Raw genomic sequence first — 21,384 nt, forward strand, 5'->3', positions numbered from 1 at the left:
TTCTAAATACGCTGTATTCAGAGCAGGGATGTAGGATCAACGTGATCCATACCCAATGCTTCTCCAACGGCAGCATATGTCAGCTGACCGGCATGAACATTCAAGCCGTTCAGCAGGTGACGATCGTCTGCGCAGGCTTGTTTCCAGCCTTTGTTGGCCAGTGACAGCATGAATGGCATTGTGGCGTTGCCCAATGCGATGGTCGAAGTACGTGCAACAGCACCCGGCATGTTGGCAACACAGTAGTGCATGACGCCATCAACTTCGTAGATCGGATCGGCGTGGGTGGTCGCCTTGGAGGTCTCAAAGCAGCCGCCTTGGTCGATGGCAACGTCAACCAGAACCGCGCCTGGTTTCATGGTCGAGAGCTGTGCACGTGAAATCAGTTTCGGAGCAGCAGCACCTGGGATCAGAACCGCGCCGATGACCATGTCAGCGTCTTGGATCAGCTCTGCAGTTGCGCCTGCGGTGGAATATTGATTCTTGAAGGTACCACCAAAGACGTCATCGAGATACCGAAGACGGGGGATAGAGCGGTCCAGAATGGTAACATCCGCGCCCATGCCTGCCGCGATTTTTGCCGCATGCGTGCCAACAACACCACCACCGATGACGATAACTTTCGCCGGGCCAACACCAGGAACGCCGCCCATCAGAACGCCGCGACCACCATTGGCTTTTTGCAGGGTGTAGGCACCAACCTGTGGCGCCAAACGACCGGCTACTTCGGACATTGGGGCCAGTAGGGGCAGGCCACCACGGTCATCGGTTACGGTTTCATAAGCGATGGCAGTACAGCCGCTTTCCAGCAAATCGTTGGTTTGCGCTGGATCGGGTGCCAGGTGCAGGTAAGTGAACAACAGCTGGTCTTGACGCAGCATTTTGCGCTCACCGGCCTGTGGCTCTTTTACTTTTACGATCATGTCCGCCGTGGCGAAGATTTCTTCGGCTGTGTCGATGATGGCAGCGCCTGCTGCAACATAATCGGCATCTTCAAAGCCTGCGCCTTTGCCGGCACCGGCTTGAATGATAACCTCGTGACCACGGGCAACGGCTTCTTGCGCTGCGTTCGGGGTCATGCCGACCCGGAATTCCTGTGGTTTGATTTCTGTGGGGCATCCGATTTTCATGGTGAACCTCATGTGTGACTTTCTGACAGAATGTCGCATGTTCAAAGAAATTGGCTTGATATTTGAGTTAAAAAATTGACATAATTGCGAAGAATATTCCAATAATTACAAATATAATCGAAGGAGATTGCTCACATGTCACTTGATGCGATGGATCGTCGTTTGCTGAACGTCTTGCAGCGGCGTGGTCGAATCTCCAATGCGGAACTGGCCGAAGCGGTAAATCTGTCTGCAAGCGCTTGCCATCGACGGGTGCAGAGGCTTGAGACGGATGGATACATCCGCGACTATGTGGCGTTGCTGGATGAACGAAAACTGGGGTTATCGGCTACTATTTTTGTCGAAATCACCTTGTCGACACAGGCGGATGAAGTTCTGGACGCATTTGAAAAGGCGGTAAAGCGTATCCCCGATGTGTTAGAGTGCCACCTGACTGCCGGGGCCGCCGATTATATCCTGAAGGTGGTGGCAGACAGCACTGAAGATTTTGCCCGTATTCACCGGCAATATTTGACGCGTTTGCCTGGGGTGGCGAAGATGCAAAGTAGTTTCACCCTACGGACAGTGTTTAACACAACCGCACTGCCAGTTGATTAACCGAACCAAACAGCAAGCAGGCCGCAAAACGTGAAAACCCCGGCATGGGGGAATGCCGGGGTCAGGCGCGCGGATCCGTGAGTGGCGCGCGCCGGAAAGGCTGACTAAAAACTAAACTATTGCCTTTCAGTGTGTCGACTTTAACGAGTGTCTTGCCGACATCTCTTCATATAGTGGTTGTTTTCTGCTTGTCGGGTCAGGAAAACCTTACCTTTGGTCACCTTTGCCGTGTTTTGACCGCAGGTGACGCTACGTCACAAAAAAGCCCCGGAAAAATCCGGGGCTTTTTCAGCAATCACCTGAGGGTTCAGGCGTCGTCTTTTTCTTTCGCTTCAGGCGCGGCTTCTTCGCCGGTTTCCTGATTCACGACTTTCATCGATAGGCGAACCTTTCCGCGGTCATCAAAGCCAAGCAACTTGACCCAAACTTCCTGACCTTCTTTCAGAACGTCGGAAGGGTGGTTCAGGCGGCGGTTTTCGATTTGGCTGACGTGCACCAGACCATCGCGTTTGCCGAAGAAGTTCACGAAGGCACCGAAGTCAACGATTTTGACAACTGTTCCTTTGTAGACATGGCCTTCTTCAGGCTCTGCCACGATCGAGTGGATCATGTCATAGGCTTTTTGGATCGATTCACCGTTTGGCGAGGCGATCTTGATCACACCTTCGTCGTTGATGTCGACCTTGGCACCGGACACTTCGACGATCTCGCGGATCACTTTACCACCCGAGCCGATCACTTCGCGGATCTTGTCGGTTGGAATGTTCATGGTCTCGATGCGTGGAGCGTGAACGCTGAACTCGGACGCTTCTGTCAGGGCTTTGGACATCTCGTTCAAGATGTGCACACGACCGTCTTTGGCCTGTGCCAGCGCTTGCTTCATGATGTCAGGCGTAATGCCTGCAACCTTGATGTCCATCTGCAGCGAGGTGATACCTTTTTCAGTACCAGCCACTTTGAAGTCCATGTCACCAAGGTGGTCTTCGTCACCCAGGATGTCGGTCAGGATCGCATAAGAACCATCGTCCTCAAGGATCAGGCCCATGGCCACACCGGCAACCGGTGCTTTCAGCGGAACGCCAGCATCCATCATTGACAAGGAGCCGCCACAAACAGACGCCATCGAAGATGAGCCATTTGACTCAGTGATCTCAGATACTACGCGAACGGTGTACGGGAAATCGGTTGGCGCAGGCAAAACGGCCTGAAGGGCGCGCCATGCCAGTTTACCGTGACCAACTTCGCGGCGGCCTGGAGGGCCCACGCGACCTGCTTCACCAACCGAATAGGGTGGGAAGTTATAGTGCAGCAGGAAGTTCGAGCGGAAGTTGCCGTGCAGCGCGTCGATGATTTGCTCATCGTCGCCGGTGCCCAGTGTGGTGACAACCAGACCTTGGGTTTCGCCGCGTGTGAACAGGGCAGAACCGTGTGTCCGTGGCAGCAGGCCGGTCTCAGATACGATTGGGCGCACAGTAGTTGTGTCACGACCATCGATACGTTTGCCGGTTTTGACAACGTCACCGCGTAGAACGCTAGCTTCGAGTTTTTTCAGTGCAGAGCCAAGGTTGGCGTCAGCCAGTTGCTCTTCAGTCAAGGCCGCTTTGATCGCAGCTTTGGCGTCTGCAACGGCACCGGTGCGCTCTTGCTTGTCGGTAATAGCATAAGCCGCACGGATCTTATCTTCACCCGCCGCTTTAACAGCAGCATACAGATCGGAATAATCTGCAGGCTGGAAGTCGAACGGCTCTTTCGCGGCGTCTTCGGCCAGATCGATGATCAGGTCGATAACCGGTTGGATCTGCTCGTGGGCAAATGTAACCGCACCTAGCATCTCTTCTTCGGTCAGCTCGTAGGCTTCTGACTCAACCATCATCACGGCGTTCTTGGTACCGGCAACAACCAGATCAAGACGCTGCTCTGGGTTCATGCGCAGATCCTGCATGTCATCCACGGTTGGGTTCAGAACGTATTCGCCATCTTCAAAGCCAACACGGGCACCCGCGATTGGGCCACGGAATGGCGCGCCGGAAATGGTCAGCGCAGCAGAGGCGGCTATCATCGCAACGATGTCAGGGTCGTTGACCAGATCGTGCGACAGCACGGTGCACATGACCAGAACTTCGTTTTTGAAACCGTCGACAAACAGCGGGCGGATCGGACGGTCGATCAGGCGGGCTGTCAGAGTTTCTTTTTCAGTTGGGCGCGCTTCGCGCTTGAAAAAGCCGCCGGGCACTTTGCCGGCTGCATAGTATTTCTCTTGGTAGTGAACGGTCAGAGGAAAGAAATCCTGGCCTTCACGTTGTGTCTTGGCAAATGTTACCGCGGCCATAACGGACGTCTCACCCAAAGTGGCGATGACGGTGCCGTCTGCCTGGCGGGCAACCTTACCGGTTTCCAGTGTTAGCGTTTCTTCGCCCCACTGAACTGATTTTTTAACTTCGTTAAACATCTTCGTTTCCTAGTTGGAAGCACTCCCGGCCCTCCGGGTCTTCCGTTTCAATGGTGGCCCCATTGCCACCGACCTCAATCTTTCTCATGTGCCCGAGGTCAAAGGCATCACGTCTCAGATGGCTGCGCCATATAGGAAAATGAAGGGGTTGGAAACTGTTTTTCGTATTGTTTGTTGTGCTGGGCGACCACTCGCCATGCGCTCCCCGGGCAAGCCGGGCAGAATACTTCAGGCAAAGGGTCTGCCTCTAAAACAACTGCTCCACCACCAACAGCGAAAGCGGCAATGTCAGAAATGCCAATGCTGTCTGAATTGTGGTGATCGCTGCCATCAATGGGGCGTCGCCGCCCATTTGGCGGGCCAATGTGTAGGACGCCGATGCCGTTGGCGATGCTGTGAACAGCAAGGCAACAAGGGTTTCAAGTTCAGACAGGCCCAAAAGCTTCGCCAGTATCACGGTGATCACCGGGAAAATCAGAAACTTACCAGTGATCGACAGTGCCAAAGGCAGAGCTGAGGTCTGCATCGCCCTAAGGCGCAGGTTTGCGCCCACACACATCAGCACGATCGGTAGGGCGGCATTGCCGATCAGCTTGGTTGTATCGTGCAAAACGGGGACTTCGCCAATGCCGGAGACATTGAACCCCACGCCGATCAGTACCGAGACCAACAAAGGATTGCGCGCGAGATCGCGCAGAACCATTGCAAACACACCGCTACCAGTATCCTTTTTGTTCATGATCACCATAAGTGGCACAACGGTCAAATTGGTTACCGGAATCAATAGAGCCATCGCCAGCGCCCCGAGTGAAAGGCCCTCGGCCCCAAACAGACCGCCCGCAATCGACAGCGCAATAAAGGCATTGTGTCGCGCGGCCCCCTGCATGACCGAACTTGCTTGATCATTGGGCAACTCAGCTAACCGTGCCGATCCAATGCCAAACGCCAGTGCCGCCAAAAAGCCACCGATGATCACCACCGAATAGGACCCAACCAATCCCGGTGTCAGCTCAATTGTTGAGGTTTTGTAGAACAGGAGCGCGGGCATCAGAACCCAATAAACCAGCCTGTCGTTCATGTTCCAAAACTCGATGTTCGGGATCCCATTGCGGCGCAATAGATGCCCTAGAATGATCAAAAGGAAAATTGGTGCGATCGCGATGAGTACAGGGGTCAAGGTCATGCTCACCTTCTATATAATTCAACGTACAGATGCCACGCTCAACGCGCGACTATAATACATCCAACAAGGCGACATGGCGAAGTTCGATTAATGTGAAATTGGTCAATAAGGATATGCTGGAACTTTCGCACACCGTCTGCTTTGACACTAAATATAAGACCTACGTAGAAGGCAGATAAGCTAATTTTCAAAACTTCGCTCAAACAACATCTGCGTTGTGACAAGACAAGTGTTGTGCACTTGTTTCTGCGGCCTCCAGCGCACCTTCAAGCAATCCACCAAATCCGTGGGCGGTTTCTGTTGAAGTGAGGTGTATCGCCCCTCCCCAAATATCTTTGAGGTGGTGTGGCAAGCCATAGGTGGGGTGGTTTTCGGGAGCTATTCGATCTTGGGAGGTCGCCACCTGAGGTGCCGTCGCCCAATCCTTAATCATGATATCTAGCGGATTTGCCAAAGCATTGCCAAAGAGTGCGGAGAACTGAGCCAGAGCAAGTTCAATCATCTCTTCTTTGTGTGCCTCGCGCGCGTCTGGTAGTATGCCAACGAAACCGAACAAGGCATAGGGCCCTCCCTCCATTGGCGATGCATCATGAATTTCTACCATTGGGCCACGACGGCTCATGGCGTCACCGGACAGGCCAGCATTGCGCCAGTAAGGTGCATCGTAGACCGCGATTATTTTGGCCTGCCCTGCCATCCATGTGGGGATTTTTTCCATGGCGCGAGTTTGCTCAGAACCCAACTTCGGTTCAAAAGTGATTGTCTTGGCCGCCACGCGCGGTGGCACAGCCAGAACAACGCGATTTGCATGTATCGTTGTGGGTTCGCCGTAATGGGTTAGGTTCGCCGTGATCTTCTTGCCGTCAAAACGTAAAGCTCGAACCGTGGTTTCCTGAAGTATCTTGCTCGCTTCAAGGGTATCAGCGAGCGCATTGATTAAGCGGATCATCCCGCCGTCAATACGATATGAACCTTGCATGGATGCATAACCATGACCGCGCTGGATCACTCCAGTCTGGTCTTGATACATCAGGTCGCCTTTTGTGTATTGCTCAAAGACCGGTAACGAAAACCTTTGTACCATTTGAGCCATTCGTGGTTGTCCGGGCCAGAACCAAGCTGGCCCGAGGTCGAACATTCCATCTGACAGGTTCTCGGATAGGATACGCCCTCCAAGGCGATCTTGTGCTTCAACAACGAGGAAGTCAGTACCTGCCTTTGTTAGCCGATCGGCCAGGGCCAAGCCAGATAAGCCGCCGCCGACAATGAGGACATCGGTTTTCATTGAATGGCACTCTCTTGTGGTCGTATCTTTCACCAAAGATATCTACTGATAGGTAGGCCTGATAGTTAAATGCCGTAACCTAAGCTGTCAATAATGATCCGCCCGTGACTATACGGGGTATTGCGAGCTGATGTGCGGTTTGATGGTACAGCTTGTCGGGGTCTGTAAGTGGGGCGCGGTGGGCATGACGTGGCCATTGGCTGTATCGCGGCAGGCTTGCAGTTTGTGTTCGTTCCTGCAGCTTACTGCACACATGTATCTTGATGGCCTTAATGCAAAAAAACGAAACCTAAACGATGGGCATAGCAAGACGTTGGCAAAATGATTTTTAAATCATGTTGGACCAGAGCATACCGACCCAACATAGATGTTGCTTCAGTCAGCGCTACCGTGGTCGTGTTCTTCGCCATGGGCCGGGCGGGCTTCGACGTTAAAGTTCACTTCGATCTCGCCAGCGTGTTCAAATACTAGCGTGGCAGGGATGACTTGGCCTTCTTCGAATCGATTTCCATCAAGCCCCATGAACATCACATGCATTCCACCGGGGGTTAGCTCAATGGTTTCACCAGCCGGGACTTCAATGCTGTCCATGGCGATCATCTTGGTCACGCCGTCTTCTTCTTCAACTGTGTGTAGGCCGACCTTGGGGTAATCTGCACGGACCTCAAGCAGGCGATCAGCTGTGTCGCCATTATTGGTTATGCTCAAATAGCCAGCCCCAGCACGGGCCGTGGGAATGGTTTCAAAGGCCATCGGGTGATCGATGCTCAGCTGGCCAATTTCAAATTCATGTGCGGTTACAGAGCCCGCGACAGAGGCAAGCATCAGCGCGGCGGCAGTGATAAAACGTTTCATTGTGTGCTCCGGCAGAGTGAGAGAAAAGAGAGCCGCGCCAAGGTTCAGAGCCCTGGCGCAGAAAATATTGCGGTGTCAGTGATCAGAAGGCGAGCTGCCAACCGGCATTCAACGTCCAGTCGGTTTCCATCTGAACCCCATTCAAGTTCTGATAGATAGGGTAACCTGCCTCAAGCGCAAGGCGATGTCCGCGCAAAGCGCCGCGTTGAGCGACAAAGTTCGCGCCAACGAACATGTTGACGGTTTCGCCCCCGTAGTTATCTGGGTCTGCGGTCTGAACCGGGCCCATGATGTTTGTGTCCATGCCTTCGATCCGGCCCAGTTTCTTAGCCTCAACCCGGCCAGACAGGCTGACCCATGGTTGTGGCTGGACGCTGGCCCATGCGGTGACTGCTGCCTCATCGCCCAGGGTATAGCTTTCGTCGTTTTCCCCTAGACGGATGGTGCCGCGCAGCTGACTACCCCAGTTGAACATACCGCTGTTGCCAGTATAGGTCACGCCTGGCAGCAGGTCATATGTGCCTGAACCCAACTGCATGGAGTAGGGCAAACGTACGTTTGTGGTCATGCCCATCGGGGTCAGCACATTGCCTCGTTCTGTGATCGATCCTGTGGGCAGGCTCATGCCAAGGTTCAGGTGTACTTTGTGGGCTTTGCTGTCCATCAGACCAACCAACGCGCCAGCTTTGATGTCACCAATACCTTCGGAACTGGTGCTGAAGTTGCCCAAACGATTGGTGCCCATACCGCCCTGATAAGTGGTCAGGGTCATATCTTTCTTGAGGTAAGGCAACATCGCCATCAGGGTGACGCGGTCGCTGGGCGCGTACATCGCGCCAAACATATGCATGTCCATGGTCATGTCTTGCGGCACGATGCGCAATGTGGGTGGTTGGCCCGGCATTCCAGCAAAACGATTGGGAATGCCGGTGGCGATGGCATCGTCTGAAATACTGTTGGTGCCTTGGCGATTACCTTGCATGTCCATCCGCATGAAGCGGTATGAAACCATGAATTCACCTTGCTTATGCAAGTGGTCGCCCATCACACCAATCGGTGCGTGGCCATTGGCATTGATTGGGGCGGTGGAGCCTTGGCTATGGTCGCCATCAGCATGACCAGAGGTTGCAAAAACGGAAGCGCTGAATGCCAGCGCGGCTATCACTGTTTTGTTCATTGTTTTGATCTTTTCGTGCGAGGCAGCCCCTACGGCCGCTCGGATTGCAGTTATGGAATGACTGGAACTGGAATCAGGTGAAAAGAGGGGGCGCGCGGGAGTGATACAGCGCTTGGTGTTTAACACTTTGAGCCTGCGTGGCCTCAATCTCGCGTGGGAGTGGCAGGGCCACTTGCAAAAGTGATGGAATGTCCGAGCGATCGCTGTCGATCGCGGCGGTGATGCCAAAGAAGGGGCAAGGGTCGCTGTGTTCGGTTTCCGAGCCGGGAACCGGTTCGCCACTTTCAAGCGAGACATAAATAATCTGCCCGCCAGAACACAGCGCAATCATCCCCGGCTGTGGGGCCGCCATGACGACAGGTGCTGCAACGATCCGCAGCGCTAGCACAAAAGCCAGCAGCACGGCCATAAAACCGCGTTTTTTGAAGGGCGTTGAGGTCAGGCGTGAACGGGTCATTGGCTTTGCTGTGGTGAATTTCTACCTGCTCACAATCATGTTATCGGATGTGATGCAACAAAATTCCCCGAACAAAATGACGCGTTGCCACGGGGGTTGCGTGATTATTTTGCGCGTCTTTCGCGCCACAAGGTAAAGAGGCCCGCCGCGATAATGACCGATGCCCCGATCACCGCATTAGTGCGAATTGTTTCTCCAAATACGAAAACGCCCAGGACCCCGGCAAAGGCGAGCTGGAAATAGGCAAAAGGCTGTACAGCGGAAGCTTCAGCAACTTCATAGCATTTTATCAAGGTGAAATGCCCTGCGGCCCCGGTAAGGCACAGCAACCCCATCCAAATCCAATCGCTGCCAACCATTGGCTCCCAAAACCAGATTCCAACGCAGGTCATTGCAACGGACCCCACAGTGCCGGTCCAAAACAAACTGGTGACGGCCGAATCGCGACGCGATGCATATCGCGTTAGCAACCCATAAAGTGCAAACATAAGTGCGGCGGTTAAGGATATCAGAGCTGCTGGTTGAAAGACGCCAGATCCGGGTTGGAGGATGACTAAAACGCCGATAAAACCCACTCCAATCGCGGCCCAACGGCGCCAACCGACCGTTTCGCCCAAAATGGGGCCAGATAGGGCGGCGACCAGCAATGGATAACAGATAAAGACAGAGTGCGCCTCGATCAGCCCGAGTAGGGTAAAGCTATAGATCATCACGCAAATTTCAGCCACTAAAAGTAAGGCGCGAAAGATTTGCAGATAAGGCTGTGTCGTTGACGCCGCGCCTCGAAGGCCTTTTGCACTGCGACTGGCGACAGCGGTGACAAAAGCGGCAAAGAACCAATAGCGGATCATCACTATCATCAGCACATTGTATTCCCCCGCCAAGTGGCGCGATATGCCGTCCTGAATGGAAAAAATGAAGGTGGTGAGGATCATCAACCAGATGCCAAGGCGGGTATTTTGTTCCATCAGTCCGCCCTCAGAACGCAGCGTGTCATATGACGTTTGCGGCCATAGCCCGGCGTGCGGGTGACTGTAAAACCGGCGGCCCCAAGCCCGCGGCGCACAAATCCGGCGGCGGTATACGTGGCAGCAGTGCCATCAGGCGCGGTATGACGCGTGACCTCGGCCATCAGATCCTCTTGCCACAGCTCGGGATTCTTTGCGGGGGAAAATCCGTCCAGATACCAAGCGTCAGCCTCACCGTTCCATATGCTCAGACGCTCGCGGGCGTCGCCTTCGATGATGTCGAGAGTGGCCGGGCCGATAGAGATCTTGTGCGCACCTGTGCCCCATTGTTGAACCAGTTCTGTTGCGAGACCTTCAAGTTCAGGAAAGGCCGACAGTGCGCGCTGCATTTCTTCGCCAGACATTGGGAAAGCTTCAAAACTGGTAAAGGTAAAAACGCCTTCGCATCCGCTGCGCTGCCAAGCTTGCAACGTGGTCAAAAAGTTTAATCCAGTGCCAAACCCGAGTTCTGCAATGTGAAACCCGTCCCGAAACCGCGCAGGTAGATCATTACCCGCCAGAAACACATGTCGTGTTTCATCCAATCCGCTTTCAAGACTGAAATACGGGTCATCAAACCGGGTCGAAACCGGAATATCCCCGTCGCGCCATTCCAGATCTGCGTGCGGGCACTGCATCTTTCATTCCATTCCCAAGCGTGTCATCAGCTGTGCGACAATGAAGAGAGGTGCAGGCTTTGGCAATGGCAGAAGTGACTATCATGGGGGCGGGGATTTTCGGTCTGTCTGTGGCCTGGGCTTGCCTGCAAAAAGGCGCGCGCGTCACGGTGATTGATCCCAATGGCGTAGGGGCTGGCGCCTCAGGCGGTGTGGTTGGCGCATTGGCCCCACATGTGCCGGAAAACTGGAATGAGAAAAAGGCGTTTCAATTCGAAAGCTTGATCATGGCCGAAACATTCTGGGCTGAAGTGTCAGAGGCTGCGGGCCAATCCCCCGGATATGCCCGGCTGGGCCGGTTGCAGCCTTTGCCGGATGATCATGCGGTGGCACTGGCGCAAGGGCGTGGGGTGAACGCCCAAACGCTTTGGCAGGAGAAGGCTGTTTGGGAGGTGGTCTCCTCTGATGCGTTGGATTGGGCCCCCCCTTCGCCAACCGGTCTTCTGGCCCGCGATACATTGAGCGCGCGACTGCATCCGCGCCAAGCCTGCGCCGCATTGGCAGCGGCAATTCAGGCCAAGGGTGGGGTGATTGCTACGGACGGTGTGCCGCATGGGCGGATCATCTGGTGTATCGGTATTACCGGGCTTGAGGAATTGACCGCAGCACATACCCGAATTGTGGGGAATGGAGTCAAAGGGCAGGGGGCAGTGCTGGATTTCAGTGCGGCCAACCAACCGCAGCTCTTCACCGATGCCCTACACATCATCCCGCACGAGGATGGCACCACAGCCATCGGTTCCACCAGTGAACGCGACTATGATGACCCAGCTAGCACTGACGCGCAGTTGGATGAGATCATCACTCGCGCTCGCCAATTGGTGCCCGCTTTACAAGAAGCCCCTGTCATCAAGCGCTGGGCCGGGGTGCGCCCGCGCACAAGATCCCGCGCGCCGATGCTGGGCGTGCATCCGCTCAAGGCAGGGGAATTTATTGCAAATGGTGGCTTCAAGATCGGCTTTGGCATGGCGCCCAAGGTGGGGCAGGTCATGGCTGATCTTATGTTGGACGGTGTCGACATGATCCCGGATGGGTTCAGACCTGGGGCATCCTATTAACCTATTGGGGTAAGGGCGGCCCGTTTCGGCCGCCCTAAATTGTTTACTGTTCTTTGCCTTTTGCAAGGGTGATGCGCAGGGCATCCCACAATGAGGGCAACAAGATCAACGATACGGGCACAGCCGTGATTACGATGAAGCTTTGCAGCTTTGAGACGCCACCAGATCCGACTGAGATCAAGATGATCGCCATCAGGCCCATGGCAACACCCCAGAAGATGCGGATCGGCATCGAGGGTTGATCATTCTGGCTCATGGTGACGGAAATCACGTAAGTCATCGAGTCGCCAGTTGTAGCCACAAAGATCGTCGTCAAGATCAGGAACAGCGCGGAAACGATAAAGCCCATCGGCAATTGTTGGGTGATCGCCAGTAGGGCCGCGGGCAGGTTGAAGCCTTCGAACGGCCCCGAGATGGCACCCGGATCGGCAAGTTCAAAGGCGATGCCCGAGCCACCGACAATCGTGAACCAGAAGCTGGTCACAATTGGCGCCACAATCGACAGCATGATGATGATCGAACGGATCGAGCGGCCACGTGAAATACGCGCGATGAACATGGCCATCAATGGGCCGTATCCCATGAACCATCCCCAAAAGAACACGGTCCACCAGCCCAGCCAACCGGGTTCGCCGAACAGGCCCGCGTCACCACGGTAAAGTGCCATATCAAAGAAGCTGCCGAGATAGGTAGTGAAGCCTCCAAAGAAGCTTTTGAAGATGAACAGCGTTGGGCCCATGATCAACATGAACAACAGCAGACCAGCCGCCAGAATCACGTTCACCCGGCTGAGGATTTGGATGCCCCGGGACACTCCCGTCATCGCGGAAATTGTATAGAGTGCAACAAGACCCACAATCACCGCTGCGCGTGTGCTAAAGCTATCTGGAATGCCAAGCAGATCGTCCAAACCATAGCTGACCTGAAGGCCAAGAAAGCCGATTGGACCAACGGTGCCTGCAACAACCGCAATGATCGAAGATGCATCAGCAAACAGGCCGATTGGGCCGTTGATAGCTTTGTCGCCAAAGACCGGGTAAAGCAGAGTGCGCGGGGCCAGTGGCAGACCTTTTTCATAGTGATAGTGCATTAGCATGACGGTTGTCAGGGATCCCAGAATCGCCCAGGCCAGAAAGCCCCAGTGCATGAAGCTTTGGGCCAGCGCAGGGTTCACTGCATCCATGGTTCCGGCTTCGGCACCAAAGACTGGCGGCGATGACAGAAAATGCGCCATGGGCTCGCCCGCCGCCCAGAACACACCACCACCCGCAAGCAGCGTACACATGATCATCGCGCCCCATTGGAACATGGTGAATTCGGGGGCGGTTAAGCCACCCATAATCGCCTTGCCACCGGGCAGGATGCACAGGACCAGTCCGATCAGGAAGGTCGCCAGCAGCAGTACCTGCCAGTAGAGACCGAAATACGTAGCCGAGACATTGAAGCCCCAATCCACGAAGGCTGAAAGCGCATCCAGATTAACCAGCGCGACGATACAGAAAAGAGCGATGAAGCCCCCCGAAACCGCAAAGAGCGGCTTATTGATAGAGCCCTTGCTCTTTTGCGAAATGTGCGCGTCCGTCATTGTCCCCTCCGTGGTGACGTGAATATGCCCGTCTGGGCAGTCTTGGGATTCGTGTGTGAATCGCGCTCATTTGGAGTGAGAGTTGATTTCAGTCAATCGTAATTTAGTGAAGGAAATTTCAACATTATTGAAATTTATGCAAGAGAGGTCAAATGCGCGCCTTTGCCTTAAAATTAAGGCCGGTTTGGAGCGTGTTAGCGTCGGTTTTAGGCTGAGTGGTGCTCTCGGCGCCTCAATCTTCCAGTGTTGAATTCTTAAGATTCCACAGCGCTTAATGCCACATCCAGAACATTTTTGAGCTGTGTGATATCGACGACATCATCGAGTTTGGAAAACAGCTCTCTATCGTAGGTCATTACCTCGGTCATTGCGCTTTCGACCAGTGTTTCACCGGAAGCAGTTAGGCACACGATCTTGCTGCGCCCGTCCATCGGGTTAGAGGCGCGTTCGATCAGTCCTCGACTCTCCAATTGAATGAGGATTTTTGTTGTACCGCCTGATGACAAAAGGGCCGACCGATATAGCTCGGTTGGGGTCAGCTGCCGCGGGTTTGGCTGCGCACGCAACGCCACGAGGATCTCAAAAGATGCATGGGACAGGTTGAATTTACCCAAGACCTCTTCTGTGTTCATTCTAATCAGATCCTGAAATCTCAAGATCATAAATACAATGTCTGTTTCCGGGGCGTCGGCCGCAGGCCAATTCGTTTTGATGCGCGCCAAAAGGTCTTGGATTGGGATTCTGTCTGCCATGCAAAAGGGTCCTCTGTTCTGGTGTACTTTATTTTATCTTTCTCGGAAGGCAACTTTGCATTATACCTTTCTAGAAAGATACCTTTCCATAAAGAGAGATCCAGATGTCAAATCTATCCCATATGTTGATCAATCATCTGCCAAAAGCCGAGCTACACCTGCATATCGAAGGCACGTTAGAGCCCGAGATGATGCTTGAGTTGGCCAAGCGGAATGGCATCACCCTTCCTTATGCGACCGTCGAAGAGGTTGCCAAAGCCTATCAGTTCGACTGCCTGCAGGACTTTCTGGATCTCTATTATCAAGGCATGTCCGTTCTTTTGACAGAACGTGACTTTTATGACCTGACTTGGGCCTATCTTGTCCGGGTGCATGCCGATAGGTTGACCCATGTTGAGCTATTCTTTGACCCGCAAGCGCATACCGACCGTGGCGTTGCCTTTGAAACCGTTTTGGTGGGCATCACACAGGCGTTGGAAGCTGCCAAAAAAGAACTTGGCATCACCTCCAAATTGATCATGTGTTTCCTGCGGCACCTGCCTGAAGACGAGGCCTTTGAAGCATTGGAGTGTGCTTGTAAACATAAGGACCACATCTTTGGCGTTGGTCTGGACAGCAGCGAGCAGGGCCACCCCCCCGAGAAATTCGCCCGCGTTTTCGAAGCCGCCCGTAAGGAAGGCTTCACTCCAGTGGCCCATGTTGGCGAAGAGGGCACGGCGGAGAACGTCCGCACCGCGCTTGATGTGCTTAAGATTGACCGCGTTGATCACGGCAACCATGCGCTAGATGACCCGGCTTTGGTTAGACGACTGGCGGATCAACAGACACCTCTGACCATGTGTCCAATTTCCAATTTACGCCTTAAAGGGATACCAACTTTATCTGCCAGCCCAGTGAAGAAAGCACTGGATGCGGGCTTGTTGGTGACAGTGAATTCAGACGATCCATCCTATTTTGGTGGCTATCTTAATGACAATTACCATGCTGTGGTCGATCATCTTGACCTGAGGGAACAAGACGTGGTGACACTGGCTAAAAACTCGTTCGCAGGTTCATTCATGAGCGATTCTGAGAAACAACAGCAATTGGATGCGATTGATCGGCAAATTGAGACATTGCACAAAGCATAGTCCATTAGGCAAGTTTAACTTTTGACCAAGACTTGAGCGTGATGGCAGGCAATTCGTTTCTGATCATGTGCTGTTTTGAGTAAAGCGTATCGGGACACACTGCGCATTTCACGGTCTGTTTTGCTGCTATCGCTTGAGACCAGAGGTTCGTGCAATAGAAATGCCATTGATTTGTGCCGAAAAACAAAAGCCCCCGGTGCCGTTAGGGTGCCGGGGGCTTTTATAAACTTTGAAAGTTTCTTAACCCAGTGCGGCGGCTTTTACGTCGTCGTCGATATGGGGCAGGTATTGTGCGAAGTTATCGGCAAACATCTTTACCAGTTTGCCAGCCTGCGCGTCGTAGGCTGCGGTATCGGCCCAGGTCGAGCGCGGATCAAGCAAGCCAGCATCGACACCCGAAACAGTGACCGGCACATCAAAGCCAAAGTTGGAATCCTTGCGGAAGGTGGCCTCGTTCAGGGAGCCGTCAAGTGCAGCAGTCAGCAGGGCGCGGGTGGCTTTGATCGGCATGCGCGATCCGGTGCCATAACCGCCACCAGTCCAGCCGGTGTTGACCAGCCAGCAGGTGGCACCATGTTTGGCAATTTTGCTGCGCAGCAGATCGCCATAAGCCTCTGGGCGGCGAGGCATGAACGGCGCGCCAAAGCAGGTCGAGAATGTGGGTTCAGGTTCTGTTACGCCACGCTCAGTTCCGGCTACCTTGGAGGTGAAACCAGACAGGAAGTGATACATTGCTTGTGCCGGGGTCAGCCGTGCGATGGGGGGCAGTACACCAAAGGCATCACAAGTCAGCATGATCACGTTCTTGGGATGGCTACCAATAGCAGTTTCTGAAGCGTTCGAGATATATTCCAGCGGATAGGCGCAGCGCATGTTGGCGGTCAGGCTATCGTCGTTGAAATCCAGTTCCAGCGTTTCCTCATCAAACACCATGTTTTCGATTACGGTGCCAGATTTTGACGTAGTGGCATAAATCTCTGGCTCTGCCTCGGCATTCAGGTTGATGGTCTTGGCATAGCAGCCGCCTTCAAAATTGAAGGTGCCCGTGTCAGACCAGCCATGTTCATCATCACCGATCAATGTACGTGCAGGGTCGGCTGACAGGGTGGTCTTACCCGTGCCCGACAGGCCGAAAAACACAGCGGTATCAACTGGGTTGTCTTTGGCGTGGTTGGCAGAGCAGTGCATCGGCATGATGCCCTTTTCAGGGAGAAGGTAATTCAGCAAGCTGAAGACGGACTTTTTGTTTTCACCGGCATATTCGGTACCACCGATTAGGATCATCTTGCGTTCAAAGTTCATCGCGATCACGGTTTCAGAGCGGCAGTTGTGCTTTTCCGGTGTCGCCTGAAAGCTGGGGCAGTTTATGACGGTGAAGTCAGAAGTGAAATTGTCCAGTGCGGCGCGTTCTGGACGGCGAAGCAAGTGACGAATGAACAGGTTGTGCCATGCCAACTCTGTTACCATGCGAACGTTGATGGCATGGGTCGGGTCAGCGCCACCGGTCAGGTCTTGCACGTAATAGTCGCGACCCTTCATGTGCTCGAGCATGTCATTGTAGAGGGCGTCAAAGCCTTCTGGTGACATCTCAGCGTTGTTTTCCCACCAGATGTGATCTGCGACATCAGGGGTTTTAACAATGTGTTTGTCTTTTGGGGATCGGCCGGTGAATTTTCCTGTGGTCACCAGAAAAGCCCCGCCAAGGCCAAGGGTGCCTTCGTTGTTTTTCAGCGCCTGTTCGATCAGGGCTGGCTCGATCAGGTTGTAATAGACATTGCCCAGCCCGATGATTCCCTGATCTTCGAGTTGGAACTGCGGGTTTACCCGTCCAAATGTCATGATATGCGCGCTCCTGTTCGCGATAATCGCCAATAGCTGGCGTGGAAATCGACTGGGCCCTACGAAAGGGCTCTGGCGATCTATTGATAGTGGTTCGCCGCCTCATAACATGACGTTTCTGGAAAAGAACAGGACGCTTTTGAGGCGTTAGCGCAATCAAATACAAGTTAGCGCAACCAACGGCGAATTGATGCAGATCAAGCCCGAGATCAGTGAACTGACCAAGTCGAATTAGCGATTTCTAAGACATTTATGTCAAAAATGGGACACGATGTTGTCTGATTCGTAAATTTCCGTTGATTGCGAGGGGCTAAGGTGCACATAGTGGGCTTAAAAAATAAGGCAGAGTAGTGGAAGGGAATTTGTAATGTCGAGAATCGCCCTAGTGGACGATGACAGGAATATTCTGACATCTGTTTCGATGACCCTTGAGGCTGAGGGTTTCGAAGTTGAAACATATAACGACGGGCAGCAGGCATTTGATGCGTTCAGTAAGAAATTGCCGGATATGGCTGTGCTGGATATCAAGATGCCACGCATGGATGGCATGGACTTGCTGCAACGCCTACGACAAAAATCATCGATGCCGGTCATTTTCCTGACCTCAAAAGATGATGAGATCGACGAAGTTCTTGGGCTTCGAATGGGTGCTGACGATTACGTGAAAAAACCTTTCTCACAACGACTTTTGGTCGAACGCATCCGTGCCCTTTTGCGCCGACAGGAAGCCGTCGAAGGCAATCTGGTCGGCGATACAGAAGAAACCAAGATGATCGAACGTGGCGAACTGCGGATGGATCCGTTGCGACATGCAGTGTCTTGGAAGGGCCGGGATGTTTCGTTGACCGTAACCGAATTCCTGTTGCTGCAGGCGTTAGCCCAACGTCCGGGTTTCGTGAAGAGTCGGGACCAACTGATGGACGTCGCCTATGATGATCAGGTCTATGTTGATGACCGCACTATTGACAGTCATATTAAGCGACTACGCAAAAAACTGCGTATGGTAGATGGCGAATTTTCAGCGATCGAAACGCTTTATGGAATCGGCTATCGGTATAATGAGGAATAATGGCGCTGGCCGAACCAATGGATTCTCGAGAAAGCCCTTCGAAAAGTGATAACGTCCTGCTGGGCGACGAATTTGTAGCGCCAGACAATCTTGTCGAAGCTGAAATGCGAATGAATCGTGCCCAGCGCGGTTTTGTATCACTGCGCAATTCGCCTCTGACGCGGAAAATTGTGACGTTCAACCTGATTGCGCTGAACGTGTTGGTGGCGGGGATTCTGTATCTCAATGCGTCTCGTGATGGTCTCGCTGAACAGCGTGCGAACGGCCTTGTCGGTGATGTCGAGTTGATCGCAGATGTGTTTGAGGCGCAACTGCCCGCGGGGGTGCCGGTTAGCTTGGCCAGCGGCGATGGAATCAATGTTCATGCTACGTTAAGCGGTTTGGATATCCAGGAAGGTATCGAAGTTTATTTCTTTGATGTCAAAGGTCAGCTGATTGGTCAGATGGCTGGTGCTGCTTCTACTATTTCTGAGGCCGATGACCATAGTCCAACCTGGATTACGGATATGTTGAGCAATTTATGGGCTACACTGTCTTCCCCGTTTTCCACGCAAGAGGTGCGTGACCCGTATGCTGATGTCGAAGAACAACTGCGCGCGATGGTTGCGCCGACGGTGAATCAGGGTCTGCAGGTTTCGACTGGGCAAACCTCAAATAGCGGCGTTTTTTCCGTCTCAACCCCGGTTATGCATAATGGCGCGCCGATTGCTGTTATTGCCTTGGCCAGCGCCACAGGTGAAATTGACCGACTTGTTCGGGTTGAGCGAGAGCGTGTCTTGCAAATGTTCTTGGTGGCGACGCTGGTCTCGATCGGGTTGAGTTTGTTGCTTGCGTCAACCATCGCGAACCCGCTAGCGGATCTAGCGTCAGCTGCGGAACTTGGTGGCGCAAAGGACAGGAATCAGAGATCGAATGGGCGGATTCGTATCCCAGATCTTACGGCTAGGCCCGATGAGATTGGCCGTCTCAGCGGTGCTTTGCGGGGCATGGTGGCCGCACTCTATCACCGGATTGACGCCAATGAACAGTTCGCAGCGGATGTGGCGCATGAAATCAAAAACCCGCTGGCTTCTTTGCGTTCGGCGGTGGGTACGATGCGCGTGGCCAAACGAGATGATCAGCGCGAAAAACTGCTGCAGGTAATTGAACATGATGTGCGTCGGCTTGATCGTTTGGTGAGCGATATCTCGGATGCATCACGGCTTGATAGTGAGCTGGTCAAAGAAACCCAAGAAGAATTCGACCTTGTCTCAATGCTAAGCAATCTCGGACAGTATCTTGGTGCGCAAGCAGAAAAAAAAGGTATCGAGTTCATTACCGATTTCCCCCAACACCCGGTTAAATTAACTGGGCTTGAAGGGCGGCTTGCGCAAGTGTTTGTTAATCTGATTACCAATGCGATCAGTTTTTGCGAAGATGGTGATGCGATTCGCCTGTGGGTACGCCAGCGTGAAAATCGGGTTGTGATTGTCGTCGAAGACACAGGCCCGGGCATTCCCGAACAGGCCCTGACCAAGATTTTTCAACGCTTCTATTCGCAGCGCAACGAAAACGATTTCGGGAATAACTCGGGCTTGGGCTTGTCTATCTCCAAACAGATTGTTGAGGCACATGATGGCGTGATTTGGGCTGAAAATATTCGCCCAACGGATGCTGATGTGACCTCTGACCCCCTTGGTGCGCGCTTTGTGGTCGGTTTGCCGACCTGATGTCATGAAATCGGACTGCCGAAATAGGCCACCCCATGCCTGACATTACCGTATATAGTGAAGAATACACGGTGCACGCAACGACGGTTGCGCATTCTGGTCATGCGGTGTTGATCCGGGGCGCATCGGGGCAGGGAAAGTCTGGGCTTGCTTTGCAGCTTTTAGCATTGGGTGCAGAGCTGGTCTCGGATGACAGAACCCGGATTTGGTCACAGGGTGATACCTTGATGTCAGATGCGCCAGATACAATACGTGATCAGATTGAGGCCCGCGGTGTAGGGATAATGACGTCCCCCAGTTGTGGGCCGAGACCGGTCTCTTTAATCGTGGACCTTGATCACGCGGAACAAGACCGTTTGCCAAAATGGCATCAAGACACGTTGCAGGGCATTTGCCTTCCAGTGTTGTATCACGCTGATTTTGTGCATTTTCCGGCGGCGATTTTACTCTATCTTAAATATGGTCGAGTGGGCTGAGGATACGAACATATGGCAGAGCTTTCAAAAGCTGGGGAAGACCTGATCAAAGCACGTCTTGTGCTTGTGACCGGACCGTCCGGTGCGGGGCGCACCACTGCCATCCGTGCGCTCGAGGATATGGGGTATGAGGCCATTGACAATGTGCCATTGTCCCTATTGCCGCGCTTGCTGGATGGACCCGCGCCGGACCGACCGATTGTTCTCGGCATTGATACCCGAAATCGAGATTTTTCCACCAGCGCGCTCATCGAAGCAATCGATAATGTCGGGCGTATGGCCGATGCCGCGATGCAGGTGCTGTATCTGGATTGCACGGCTGAGGTGCTGCTGCGCCGGTTTTCCGAAACGCGTCGCCGTCACCCTTTGGCTCCGGCGGAGCGTCCCGAAGCGGGGATCGCCAAGGAGTTCGACCTACTAGGGCCAATTCGGGCCCGCGCCGATTTGTTGATGGAGACATCAGAGATGTCACCGCGCGACTTACGAGCAGAACTTGAACTGTGGTTTGCACCCAGAGTGGCCGGAAGACGTCTGGCGGTATCGGTACATTCGTTTTCTTATAAACGGGGCCTGCCGCGTGGGTTGGACATGATGTATGACTGCCGATTTTTGCGCAATCCGTATTGGGATGAGGAACTGCGTGACGGAGATGGTCGAGATGTCAATGTGCAATCTTATATTGCGCAGGATGCGCGATTTGAGGATTTCTGCACACGGGTCAGTGAAATGGCTAAGTTTCTGTTGCCAGCCTACGAGGCTGAGGGCAAAGCCTACCTTTCCATCGGGTTTGGCTGTACAGGCGGGCAACACCGCAGTGTCACAATGGCAGAAACTTTGGCTCAAACCCTTGCAGAAGGGGGCTGGCAAGTGTCAATTAGACATCGCGAACTGGAACGGCGCGGCCTGACCTGAAATGAACAGGCCACCTGATCCAATTGAATGGACTCTG

General features: G+C 53.5%; 19 protein-coding genes. 7 read left to right on the plus strand and 12 right to left on the minus strand.

Features of this window, described 5'->3' with window-relative positions:
- Nucleotides 1-17 precede the first annotated feature (17 nt).
- Entirely contained in the window at nt 18-1,130 is a 1,113-nt protein-coding gene (gene ald / locus D9A02_RS07430) for an alanine dehydrogenase (protein WP_120500339.1), read from the minus strand.
- A gap of 135 nt (nt 1,131-1,265) precedes the next feature.
- Here ald and D9A02_RS07435 point away from each other — a divergent pair, with 135 nt between their 5' ends.
- Nucleotides 1,266-1,727, plus strand: coding sequence for an Lrp/AsnC family transcriptional regulator (locus D9A02_RS07435; protein ID WP_120500340.1), 462 nt, complete (start codon nt 1,266-1,268; stop codon nt 1,725-1,727).
- Between the two features lie 307 nt (nt 1,728-2,034).
- On the opposite strand, the gene pnp is transcribed toward D9A02_RS07435, so the two are convergent.
- The 8 genes from pnp to mnmD all read right to left on the minus strand — a co-directional run bounded on the left by pnp (nt 2,035) and on the right by mnmD (nt 10,778).
- Nucleotides 2,035-4,176: a polyribonucleotide nucleotidyltransferase gene (gene pnp / locus D9A02_RS07440; RefSeq protein ID WP_120500341.1), complete on the minus strand. Its 2,142-nt coding sequence runs from the start codon at nt 4,174-4,176 to the stop codon at nt 2,035-2,037.
- A gap of 247 nt (nt 4,177-4,423) precedes the next feature.
- Nucleotides 4,424-5,359 (minus strand): AEC family transporter, encoded by a 936-nt coding sequence (locus tag D9A02_RS07445; protein WP_254054578.1) that lies wholly within the window; start codon nt 5,357-5,359, stop codon nt 4,424-4,426.
- A 199-nt stretch (nt 5,360-5,558) separates the two neighbouring features.
- The gene (locus tag D9A02_RS07450; RefSeq protein ID WP_120500342.1) at nt 5,559-6,644 is read right to left on the minus strand and encodes an FAD-dependent oxidoreductase; all 1,086 of its coding nucleotides are present in this window, start codon (nt 6,642-6,644) and stop codon (nt 5,559-5,561) included.
- A 375-nt stretch (nt 6,645-7,019) separates the two neighbouring features.
- Nucleotides 7,020-7,499 (minus strand): copper chaperone PCu(A)C, encoded by a 480-nt coding sequence (locus tag D9A02_RS07455; protein WP_120500343.1) that lies wholly within the window; start codon nt 7,497-7,499, stop codon nt 7,020-7,022.
- 82 nt (nt 7,500-7,581) lie between these two features.
- A complete protein-coding gene (locus D9A02_RS07460; RefSeq protein ID WP_120500344.1) occupies nt 7,582-8,676 on the minus strand; it encodes a transporter in 1,095 nt (364 codons plus the stop codon).
- A gap of 73 nt (nt 8,677-8,749) precedes the next feature.
- Entirely contained in the window at nt 8,750-9,133 is a 384-nt protein-coding gene (locus D9A02_RS07465; protein ID WP_120500345.1) for a hypothetical protein, read from the minus strand.
- A 104-nt stretch (nt 9,134-9,237) separates the two neighbouring features.
- Nucleotides 9,238-10,104, minus strand: a complete 867-nt coding sequence (locus D9A02_RS07470) for a DMT family transporter (RefSeq protein WP_174232029.1) — start codon at nt 10,102-10,104, stop codon at nt 9,238-9,240.
- Complete coding sequence (gene mnmD / locus D9A02_RS07475) at nt 10,101-10,778, minus strand: tRNA (5-methylaminomethyl-2-thiouridine)(34)-methyltransferase MnmD (protein ID WP_120500347.1); 678 nt, start codon at nt 10,776-10,778, stop codon at nt 10,101-10,103. Before mnmD ends, D9A02_RS07470 begins: the two co-directional genes overlap by 4 nt.
- 65 nt (nt 10,779-10,843) lie before the next feature.
- Here mnmD and D9A02_RS07480 point away from each other — a divergent pair, with 65 nt between their 5' ends.
- On the plus strand, nt 10,844-11,875 hold the full coding sequence (locus D9A02_RS07480) for an FAD-binding oxidoreductase (RefSeq protein WP_120500348.1): 1,032 nt from the start codon (nt 10,844-10,846) through the stop codon (nt 11,873-11,875).
- Nucleotides 11,876-11,918: 43 nt separating this feature from the next.
- Here the strand turns inward: D9A02_RS07480 and D9A02_RS07485 are convergent, their stop codons facing one another.
- The gene (locus tag D9A02_RS07485; RefSeq protein ID WP_120500349.1) at nt 11,919-13,460 is read right to left on the minus strand and encodes a BCCT family transporter; all 1,542 of its coding nucleotides are present in this window, start codon (nt 13,458-13,460) and stop codon (nt 11,919-11,921) included.
- A gap of 254 nt (nt 13,461-13,714) precedes the next feature.
- Nucleotides 13,715-14,212, minus strand: coding sequence for a MarR family winged helix-turn-helix transcriptional regulator (locus D9A02_RS07490; protein WP_120500350.1), 498 nt, complete (start codon nt 14,210-14,212; stop codon nt 13,715-13,717).
- Between the two features lie 104 nt (nt 14,213-14,316).
- On the opposite strand from D9A02_RS07490, the gene D9A02_RS07495 reads away from it, so the two are divergent.
- Complete coding sequence (locus D9A02_RS07495; RefSeq protein ID WP_120500351.1) at nt 14,317-15,342, plus strand: adenosine deaminase; 1,026 nt, start codon at nt 14,317-14,319, stop codon at nt 15,340-15,342.
- A 240-nt stretch (nt 15,343-15,582) separates the two neighbouring features.
- On the opposite strand, the gene D9A02_RS07500 is transcribed toward D9A02_RS07495, so the two are convergent.
- Complete coding sequence (locus tag D9A02_RS07500) at nt 15,583-17,181, minus strand: phosphoenolpyruvate carboxykinase (protein ID WP_120500352.1); 1,599 nt, start codon at nt 17,179-17,181, stop codon at nt 15,583-15,585.
- A 367-nt stretch (nt 17,182-17,548) separates the two neighbouring features.
- On the opposite strand from D9A02_RS07500, the gene D9A02_RS07505 reads away from it, so the two are divergent.
- Genes D9A02_RS07505 through rapZ form a run of 4 tightly spaced genes read left to right on the plus strand, consistent with a single transcriptional unit; the run spans nt 17,549 to nt 21,347 of the window.
- A complete protein-coding gene (locus D9A02_RS07505) occupies nt 17,549-18,250 on the plus strand; it encodes a response regulator transcription factor (RefSeq protein WP_120500353.1) in 702 nt (233 codons plus the stop codon).
- Nucleotides 18,250-19,959 carry a sensor histidine kinase gene (locus D9A02_RS07510; RefSeq protein WP_120500354.1) on the plus strand — a complete coding sequence of 570 codons (1,710 nt, stop codon included), beginning with the start codon at nt 18,250-18,252 and terminating at the stop codon, nt 19,957-19,959. The genes D9A02_RS07505 and D9A02_RS07510 overlap by 1 nt, the downstream gene beginning before the upstream one ends.
- Nucleotides 19,960-19,994: 35 nt before the next feature.
- Entirely contained in the window at nt 19,995-20,435 is a 441-nt protein-coding gene (locus tag D9A02_RS07515) for an HPr kinase/phosphorylase (protein ID WP_120500355.1), read from the plus strand.
- Between the two features lie 12 nt (nt 20,436-20,447).
- A complete protein-coding gene (gene rapZ / locus D9A02_RS07520) occupies nt 20,448-21,347 on the plus strand; it encodes an RNase adapter RapZ (protein ID WP_120500356.1) in 900 nt (299 codons plus the stop codon).
- The last annotated feature ends 37 nt before the right edge of the window (nt 21,348-21,384 follow it).

Origin of the sequence: Roseovarius sp. EL26 (genome assembly GCF_900327775.1) — a bacterium.
Classification (GTDB): Bacteria; Pseudomonadota; Alphaproteobacteria; order Rhodobacterales; family Rhodobacteraceae; genus Roseovarius.